This window comes from uncultured Methanobrevibacter sp. (assembly GCF_947169325.1).
GTDB lineage: Archaea > Methanobacteriota > Methanobacteria > Methanobacteriales > Methanobacteriaceae > Methanocatella.
Genome location: NZ_CAMVPN010000027.1, coordinates 18,518 through 28,120 on the forward strand (window position 1 = coordinate 18,518; position 9,603 = coordinate 28,120).

The window sequence follows — 9,603 nt, forward strand, 5'->3', positions numbered from 1 at the left end:
TATTTAAAAATAAGTGGAGTTAATCTCTGATAACTCCACCACCTACAGGGAATACACCTGGGCCATCTCTTCCTGGACCGTCTTTCATAAGATTCATAAGTTGTTGTCCAATATTGGCCATTGCAGGGCAATCTTCATTGGATATTGCTTTCATTCCTTCTTGTTTTAATTCATTTACTAAATCCGCATCTTCATCATCATATTCCGCCATCATTATTAAGAACACTAAAGCTTCTTTCATTTTTTCACATGGATCACCGCAATTAATCTCCATTTCCATTAAAGCACTTTCTAATTGTTCAATTTTTATGTAGTCTTCATTTTCAATAGCTTCATCTATTTCATCTGAAATTCTATCGAATTTTTCTTGACATTCATAACTTCCATTTTTTTCAACGGTTTTTCTTACTTGTTCTCTAATGATTTGAATTTTACCAATTTTTTCTTTTTCACCACATATTGCATCAATATTATTTAAAATTTCATTTAACTTTTTAATAAGTTTATCAGCTTGGTAAAGTTCATCTTCATCATTTTCAGCATTTTCTATGAAATCAGAGATATTTTCGATAATATTTTCTTCTTCTATTTGATTAAGATATGTTTTGATTTCTTCATTATCCCCAGAACCATATTCTGATTTATAGTTTCTATATTTATCTTTTGCATCAATGAATTTCCTTTTAACAATGTTAGGGTCAACAGTAGGAATGTCATCACAAAGGTTGAATGGGAATTTTTCACCAGTGTCCAGAACCTTAACATCAAATTGCATATTACGGGATTCATCAATATCTACAGTAATTGTTATTTCACTATTTTTTAGAATAGTTTTTTTTACATCATCACCACTTATTAATAATTCACCAACTTGTTCATTATTGGATGCTACTTTGGCAGTTCCGTTATATAATGGCATTGACAGATAAGTACTTGCATCACCTTGGGTAACTTCAGATGTTGTTTTAAAAGGTTCCATATTATGATAAGGTAAAAGAGAACCTTCTTTCGCTAAAACGAATAAAGTATCATCAGCTAATCCTAGACCTAATGTGTGAGGCAATATTATTTTTTGATTAGGTTTCACTTCATATTCAATTGCATTCGCTGAATTTTCATCAAGCTCAACTAAACTTCCTGTTGAATCATATAAGTTAATTGAATATTTGTTTATTTTATCTTCTGGAATTAATTCAAATTCAAAATATCCATCATCTTCAACGGATATTTTACCAGTACTTCTTTTTGTTTTAATATTAATAACTTCAATTGTAAATCCGTCAAAATCATCAACCTTATCAGATATTACTTCACCAGTAACATAAAATTCTTCATCCATTGGCCCAGTAGCTTCATAATCCAATTTTAATCCAAAACTATCTTCTCTGAATTTTCCTGTAGAATGATCAGGTATAGTTCCAGCAAATAATGCAGCTCCTTTTGCAACAACAGTTGTTGGGTCAATATCATATTTTAATGGAATGTCAAATTCTTTTTCAATATTTTCTCTAATAACTGGGCTGAGAGTTGAACCACCAACAAGGACAATATAATCAATATCACTAGTATTTAATTTTGCTTTTTTTAATGCATCATTACAATGGTTAATTGTTCTTTTGATATATGGGGTCATAATTTCTTCAAGTTCATCTTTTGTTAATGTATACTTAAAGTCATAAATCTCACCATCATGAACTAATAATGCATCTACAAATGCTTTAGCCCTATCAGAATTGGATAAATCTTTTTTTGCTTCTTCAGCAGCACCTTTAAGTTTAGCAAAAGCCTTTTCGTATTTTTTTTCTTTTTTATTAAAATCGGTGAGTCCTAAATCATCACTAACTTTTTTGGCAAAAATTTTGTATACAATATCCCAGTCAATTAAATTTCCACCAAGACGTTCGTCACCTGAATGAGATAAATTTAAAAAGTCATCATCTTCTAATTTAACAATAGACACGTCAAATGTGCCCCCACCTAAATCATACATCAACCATGTTCCATTTTCATCCAGGTAATTAGAATATGCATAAGCAGCAGCAACAGGTTCCATTATAATTGGGCTAAATTCAAAACCTGCAAGTTTAGCGGCTTTTTCTGTTGCTTTAATTTTAATAGGTGAAAAATCAGCAGGTACTGTAATGACGGCTGAATTAATTTTTTTGTCTAATTGTTTATAAACAGAATTTTTTAATTCTTTTAAAACTTCAGCAGATAACTCTTCAGGTAACAAATCCATTCCTGAATCTTCAAAATGATATTTATAGTTCATACCCATTTTGAGCTTGAATTCTGCAGCAGCATTTTTTGAATCAAGTAATGATTGTCTTTTTGCTGATTCACCAACATCAATATTACCATCTTCATCGATAGCTACAGCTGATGGTGTGAAATTTCTATTACTGATTAAATTTGGAATAATCGGAGTATCGCCGCCTTCACAATGGGCAATGATTGAGGTTGTTGTTCCTAAATCAATTCCAAAATCAACTTTTTTTGTTCTTAATTCTTCAGAGTTTTCGGTCATTTTTTCACCATTTTCCATTTTTTAAAGATTTTTTCGCATTGTTTTTTAATTTTATTTCTTTGCACCGGCTTTTGTAACAATGACTTGTGCCCTAGCAAGTTTATTGCCATTTAAATAAATTTCTGGCTTTTTTGTTTCTGTGATGATTGGTACTTCTAAATTAGGGTCTGCATCTTCAAATGCAAGTATGTCCATATCCATATGTACATCATACTTTTGACCAATAGGATTTTTTACTTCAAAGCCCCAATTGGATAATTTTGACATCAAAAGATTATAATATTCTGCAGTTGAATTAATTGGACGTATTGAATCATTTATTATTTTTTGACATGTCCTAACTTCATTTAATTCATTAGTAATATTTGGACTATTTTTATTAGGGTTTTCCATAATACTCAATATTCTTTTTTCGTGTTCGGATAAGAATTGAGTTACTTTATCTAATTCATTTTGTTCTTGATAGGTAGTAACAATATTACCAATAGTCCACGCATTTGTAATTAATTCAACTAATATTTTATTCATTTCAGATGAAACAACAGGGTTTTTAGAATCCAAATATTGAACATCAGCAACAAGTTTACCAATTTCCTTTTCTATTGCACGCATATGTTTTAATAATACAGTATCCATTTCAGACAATTCTCTTTGATTAGGAATGTTTGCTGCATTTTGTTTTATTATATTTTGATTTGGCACATTTTGATTTTGTGCGGATTGTTTTTGCTTTTTATTAAAATTTACAAATGGATTATCGTTGTTTAAATTGTTCATTTGTTGATTTTTTCTAGGTGTTCTCTTTGGTTTTTTAATATTTCTGTTTTTTGGTGAATTTCCATTTTGATTTCTATTGAAAATCCCTTTCATGGAATTAAAACGATTATCACTCATATTATCACCTTATCATTTATAAAAAGTTCATTACCGCATAAAATGCAAGGGATATAAAAATTACAGCGGCTACAGTTATGATGAAATTTCTATTGTAGGAGGATCCTCCACCGGAGAGTGTCGGAGTGTTACCTGTAGGAACTTCAGGTTTATCATCGTTGTTAGGTTTATTATCTTTATTAAGATTTATCATTAAATCGTTGTCTTCACTAACCCTTAATGTTCCATTATATGTATCATATCCCATTTTTGCAGCTTTACAAGAATATCTTCCAGGTGGTAAATAACTTATGTTGCAGGAACCCGAAGTATCGGTTTCACCATAATACTTTTTATCATTTTCGATATTAGTTAAAGTCACATCAACATTACTTAAATCATCCCCATCATTATCTCTAATTTTGACCCTAACAGTATATTCTTCTGTTGTTGGGATAGTTGGTTCAGTTACTGTTGGTTCAGAATCTTGTTCTTCATTTCCTAAATCTCTTAGTTGAAGATCAGTATCTAGTTTTTCTTTTAATTCATCATCAGTGGTGAATTCTTTTAAAGATTCTGTTATTTCCATAAATTTATTGAACCTTTCTTCATCGGATACTTTCATTAAAATTAATAGTAAAGTATTAGGAATTCTATTATAAATAAATCTGCAAGAGTCATTTATCAAGTTACTGGAAACAATATAGTCATTGAATGAATTATGTAAAATTGATAAATAAGGCAATATGTTTTCACTATACTCAATTAATAAATCTTGTTTTTCGTCATCATTAGAGGATTCAAAAGAGCTTTCAAATGGTTCTTTATACTCTTTAATTGAATCATCAATGGATTTGGTAATTTTGGAATTAAAACCACTAATAACAGATTTATCAAAAGGAGATTTTTGGATACTATCTATATATTTAAATATATAATCCTGTTTTCTTTTACTCAATTTTCCAGAATTTAAAATTTTTTTAATAAATATATAGTTGATATTCAATAAATTATGTGGTAAATCATCGAATATTTCATCTACAAATTCTTCGTTCAAACGAGGGTCTTTAATGTCGTTAACTCTTTCTTTAACGAAATCTTTAAAATTATTTGAATTAACAATTTGAGACCAATAGTTTAAGGATAACTCTAAATCACTGAATAGTTTTTTATTTCCTTTACCTTCTAAAAAACCATCTAATGCTCTGACATGATATAAAACAGCTAAATTATGAATTGAAGTCATATTCATTGTATTTGTATTAGATATGTCCTCCCAATATGATATAGCTTTATTATAATTATTTTCTTTTAAATATTCAACAATTTCCCCTTCTAATTTACTATCAAATGTTTTTGGCCAAAACCAGAATATTTCATCAACCAATCTTGTTTCGACATCATATAATCTATTTTTAGCATCATGATATTCATTAAATGAAGGTTCGGGTTTAACAGGTAATAAAAAATCGTTTTTAGATTTATCAAAAACATCTTTTAAAGGTTCATCATCTTTAAAATTATTTCTTTCCATAAAACGATCTACTTTAGCAATACGATTGTCAATTCTTCTGTTTTTACTCGTAATATCTAAACCAAGAATTCTAAAACCATTAGTCCTATAAATATTTTCATTTATATCCATTTTTCCACCTCACATGGATAGGCCTCTTTTCCATAATGACAATTTAGCAGAATATTTTTCCTTAACATCATCATCTGCAAGAACAGCAAATTCCATTATTCTAGCCATTTCAATTTTTTTAGAAGCATCCCACTTATTCTTTTTAATTATTTTCGCTGATTCATCAGCAATTTTATTAGCATCAAGAGTTTTTAAGATATTAATATTATCTTCATACATTTCATTAATATATGGATAATTTTCCATGATGTCAACTAATGAATTGACAGCTTCTGTTAAATCTTTTGATTCTTCTAAATCTGATAATATTGACCATAATGTGATATAACCTTCATATTCATCATTGAATTGTGGATTATATGCAATTGCTTCTTGTAATAAATCACTTGCTAATGAATAATTAGGATTGGCTTGGCTGTATACTTTAAATGCCTCTTCTTTTAATTTTTCATCAGGCATTTCATCTTTCCATAATCTAAGACGGTAAGTATATTTTTCACGTACATCAATATTATTAATAATAGCCTTCTCTAAGATTTCAATAGCTTCTTCTAATCTATTTTCTTGTTTTGCAAGTTTGAAAGCTTCAGATAATAAATCTTCTACACTTTTACCAAATTCAGGAGTTATCATTTCTTCATCAGTGTCACCATCAACTGGTCCGGATGATGAAATTTCTGAAGTATAAATCATGGTAGTTTCATCTACTCCCAAATCATCTTCCATATAATCTATGATGACTTTTAAAAGTTTGCCTGAATCTTTATATCTTTCTTTTGGATTAACTGCTAAAGTTTTCATTACAATTGAATCCAATTTTGGAGGTATATCTGAATTATAATAACTAGGTGGTTTTAATTCTCTTTCCCATGGTTTTCCAAAGAACATATCGCCCATGTCAAATCTCATTATTTCATATGGGAATTCATTGGTTAACAATTGATAGAATATCACTCCAATAGCGTATATATCACTCATTGTTGAAAATTTCTTATGGTAACATTCTGGAGCCATGTAAAGAGGTGTTCCTGCAACACTTAATTTATCAAATGATTTATCACTATCCTTTGCATTTGCTAAACCAAAATCAGTGATTTTTATAAGAGGTTTACCATCTTCAATTTTCATTAACAAATTTTGGGGTTTAATGTCTCTGTGAATGATTTTAGGACTATTAGTGTGTAAAACATCCAATCCCATTGCAATTTGTTTCATTATATCCAATACTTCAAGAGTAGGCATTATTTTATCTTGATTCTGGAAGGATTTCCAGTATTCCCATAAATCTCCCCCTACAACATATTCCATAACAAAATATGCGTAGTTTTTATCACGTTTATTTTTCAAACCAAAATTGAAAATCCCATTTTTGTCCTGTCCTGAAACTGAAATTATCCCTGCATCATGCATACTGATAACATTTTTATGTCTTATTAAAGTGGCGATTCTCGCTTCTTTGAAAATATTATCAATATTTTCACGAGGTAAGGGCTCTTTGTTAATTTTCATTGCACGACGATCATTTAGATATATATGATTTACAAGATACACATCTGCAAAACCACCTGCACCTAAAAATTTTTCAACTTTGTATTGGCCTCTGAAAAATTCTTCTACCATACGTTTTACATCATTTTGATTCATTTTGATACCTACTTTACTTTAAATTCCAATTCATTTTGTACTGCGGAAACAACAATTGTATCTCCTTCTTTGACTTCCCTATTAACTATCATGTCGGAAATAGGATATTCTAAAAGTTTTTCAACTGTCCTTTTAAGATATCTGGCTCCGAAATTAACATTATATCCTTTTTTGACTATAAATTTATAAACGGATTTTTTAACACTGAGGTTTATGGATTTTTCAGACATTAAACGTTGAGCCAAATCATCAACATATAATTTTACTAAAGATTCATTGTCTGATTTTGTTAATGAGTTGAAAATTATCACGTCATCAATCCTATTAACCAATTCGGGTCTCATTACTTGAGCCAAATTATCTAAAATACTCATTGTATTCATATCTTCTTGAGTTCCACCAAATGCGACATTATAGTCTTGTTTAGTTTCAATTTCCATATTTGAAGTCATGATGAAAATACAATTTTTAGCATTTACGGTATTTCCTTTTCCATCAGTCAAGCGTCCTTCATCAAATGCTTGTAAAAACACATCAAATACTTTAGGATGTCCTTTTTCAATTTCATCTAATAATACAATTGAGTAAGGATTATTTTTAATAGCATTGGTTAAAAATCCTCCTTCATCATTACCTTTATAACCAGGGGGTGCGCCAATTAATTTTGAAATAGAATGTTCTTCCTTGTATTCAGACATATCTACTCTAATTAATGATTTTTCACTTCCAAATAAGAAATTAGCTAAAGTTTTTGAGAAATATGTTTTTCCAACACCGGTTGGACCTAAAAACAAGAATACTGCTAAAGGTTTATCAGGATTATTAATGCCAGCGTAGGAATTTTTAATTCTTCTAGAAACTTTCTCAATGGCTTGATCTTGACCAATAATTTTTGATTTTAAAAATTCTTCAATTTTTTGAGCTTTTTCAAATTGTGATGATTCATCAGAAATTGGAACGCCTGTCCATTCAGATACAACTGTTTTAACATCTTCCTCGCTAACTACAGATTCTATATTTAATGAATTTGTAATGTCTAATTTTGGAATTAATTTACGTGAACATGCTTCATCAATTACATCTAATGCTTTATCTGGAAGATTTCTATCAGTAATATATCTTACAGATAAATTTACAGCCGCTTCAATAGCTTCATCAGAAAGTGTAACATTATGATACTCTTCATAATTTGGCTTTAAACCTTTAAGAATAAATAAGGTATCTTCAGGAGTAGGTTCCTCTAATATAACCGGTTGGAACCTTCTTTCAAAAGCAGGGTCGGTTTCAAAATATTTCCTATATTCTTGTAATGTTGTAGCCCCAATCATCACTAAATCGCCATTAGCCAATGCAGGTTTTATAATATTGGAAGCATCCATACTTCCACTAGCAGAACCCGCACCAAATATCGTATGGATTTCATCAACAAACAATATAACTTCAGGATTTTCTTTGGATTCATTGACAAGCTTTGTTATTTTTTCTTCAAATTCACCACGATATTTAGTCCCGGCAACTAATGATGCCATATTTATTTCAATTATTTGTTTGTCTTTAAGTAGATTTTTCATACTGCCATCAGTAATTTTTATTGCTAAACCATTAACTAATGCAGTTTTTCCTACACCTGGTTCACCTATAATTAAAGGATTATTCTTTTTACGTTTATTTAAAGTTCTAATAACTTGTAATAATTCATCATCTCGACCAATGACAGGTGTTAATTTGCCTTCTTTGGCTAAGTCAGTTAAATTTGTTCCATAATTCATCAACACACTATTTGAAGATAATTTTAATTTATTTGTTTCCTTTTCAATATTTAAATTAGTTTTTAATTCTTCAAATTCAATATTGTGGTCTTCAAAAAATGTTTTGATAATATCTGAAGGATTATTTAAAATAGCCTTAATAATATGAATGCATCGAACTTCATCACTATTAGTACTTTCTGCAATTTTTCTAGCATCATCAATAATAGATTTACAAGAATCTGATCGGGGAATCATTTGAGTTTCAGATTCATTTTCCCCTTCACCCTTCAATTCACGTATTCCTCGCCTTATTGATGAAAGTTTTATATTAAACTTTTTGAAAAAATCTGTAATTTCATCATTTTCAAATTTAATAAAATTAGCATAATCTTCATTATAATTAACCTGATTTTCTCCAAGTAAAAATACAATTTTTTCAAGGCTACAAATACCAATCAATAACTCATCTTCAGAAAAAAGCTCTTGTTTAAGATTAATTGCCTCAGCAGAACCTAATTCTTCTGCTAAATATACACATTTAGATAATCTTACCATTTCTTAACCTCATATGTATTTTATTAATAGTGTTTGATAATACAGTAAATGTAACTTACTACACAAATTTCATGAAAAACCCATCACAAAATTGACTATCTATACAACACTGCAATTATACCAACAATTAGTGAAAGAATTAATCCTGTAATAATGGGACCTAAATCCAATATTGAATAAGGAAAAGTTATATTTGGTCCAAAAATTATTGGAAAAATAAAATTCATTAATAAAAATATGATTATTACTGCTAGCAATGATCCAACAATTGCTGATGATTTTGAAAGTGATGTGTTAACTAAAGCACTTGGAATAAATGCAACAAGTATATATAACAACAATACTGATGAGATATTATCTCCGAAAAAGAAATGGACAATTGCAGCAAGAATTAATGCACAAATAATAGAAATGAACATTCCACTTATTGTGGCGCCAATTGTTTCAGATACATCCATTATATTACCTCCATTTAAAATATTTGTACTTGTGTGTATATATACATATGTGTACTATGTTTATAAAGAGAATAGTGTTAAAAATAATCTATAAATGGCTTTGTAGAAATCCTCATTTTTATTGAATTTGAGTTGATCGATAGATGTTGT

At 29.2% G+C, this 9,603-nt stretch carries 6 protein-coding genes; all 6 read right to left on the reverse strand.

Annotated elements, in window-relative coordinates; all coding sequences use genetic code 11:
* Positions 1–19: 19 nt before the first annotated feature.
* The 6 genes from Q0W26_RS05500 to Q0W26_RS05525 all read right to left on the reverse strand — a co-directional run bounded on the left by Q0W26_RS05500 (position 20) and on the right by Q0W26_RS05525 (position 9,453).
* Positions 20–2,527, reverse strand: coding sequence for an Hsp70 family protein (locus tag Q0W26_RS05500; protein ID WP_298523263.1), 2,508 nt, complete (start codon positions 2,525–2,527; stop codon positions 20–22).
* A 51-nt stretch (positions 2,528–2,578) separates the two neighbouring features.
* Entirely contained in the window at positions 2,579–3,421 is an 843-nt protein-coding gene (locus Q0W26_RS05505; protein WP_298523265.1) for a hypothetical protein, read from the reverse strand.
* A gap of 16 nt (positions 3,422–3,437) precedes the next feature.
* Positions 3,438–5,045: a carboxypeptidase-like regulatory domain-containing protein gene (locus Q0W26_RS05510; RefSeq protein ID WP_298523267.1), complete on the reverse strand. Its 1,608-nt coding sequence runs from the start codon at positions 5,043–5,045 to the stop codon at positions 3,438–3,440.
* Positions 5,046–5,054: 9 nt separating this feature from the next.
* Positions 5,055–6,665 (reverse strand): serine/threonine-protein kinase, encoded by a 1,611-nt coding sequence (locus Q0W26_RS05515; protein WP_298523269.1) that lies wholly within the window; start codon positions 6,663–6,665, stop codon positions 5,055–5,057.
* A gap of 32 nt (positions 6,666–6,697) precedes the next feature.
* Positions 6,698–8,995 carry an ATP-dependent Clp protease ATP-binding subunit gene (locus Q0W26_RS05520; RefSeq protein ID WP_298523272.1) on the reverse strand — a complete coding sequence of 766 codons (2,298 nt, stop codon included), beginning with the start codon at positions 8,993–8,995 and terminating at the stop codon, positions 6,698–6,700.
* Between the two features lie 95 nt (positions 8,996–9,090).
* Positions 9,091–9,453: a hypothetical protein gene (locus Q0W26_RS05525; RefSeq protein ID WP_298523273.1), complete on the reverse strand. Its 363-nt coding sequence runs from the start codon at positions 9,451–9,453 to the stop codon at positions 9,091–9,093.
* Positions 9,454–9,603: the final 150 nt, after the last annotated feature.

Excerpts from the sequence above, each read along its gene's own strand:
- Q0W26_RS05500 (WP_298523263.1), bottom strand. The coding sequence starts at position 2,527 with ATGACCGAAAACTCTGAAGAATTAAGAACAAAAAAAGTTGATTTTGGA.
- Q0W26_RS05505 (WP_298523265.1), bottom strand. The coding sequence starts at position 3,421 with ATGAGTGATAATCGTTTTAATTCCATGAAAGGGATTTTCAATAGAAAT.
- Q0W26_RS05510 (WP_298523267.1), bottom strand. The coding sequence starts at position 5,045 with ATGGATATAAATGAAAATATTTATAGGACTAATGGTTTTAGAATTCTT.
- Q0W26_RS05515 (WP_298523269.1), bottom strand. The coding sequence starts at position 6,665 with ATGGTAGAAGAATTTTTCAGAGGCCAATACAAAGTTGAAAAATTTTTA.
- Q0W26_RS05520 (WP_298523272.1), bottom strand. The coding sequence starts at position 8,995 with ATGGTAAGATTATCTAAATGTGTATATTTAGCAGAAGAATTAGGTTCT.
- Q0W26_RS05525 (WP_298523273.1), bottom strand. The coding sequence starts at position 9,453 with ATGGATGTATCTGAAACAATTGGCGCCACAATAAGTGGAATGTTCATT.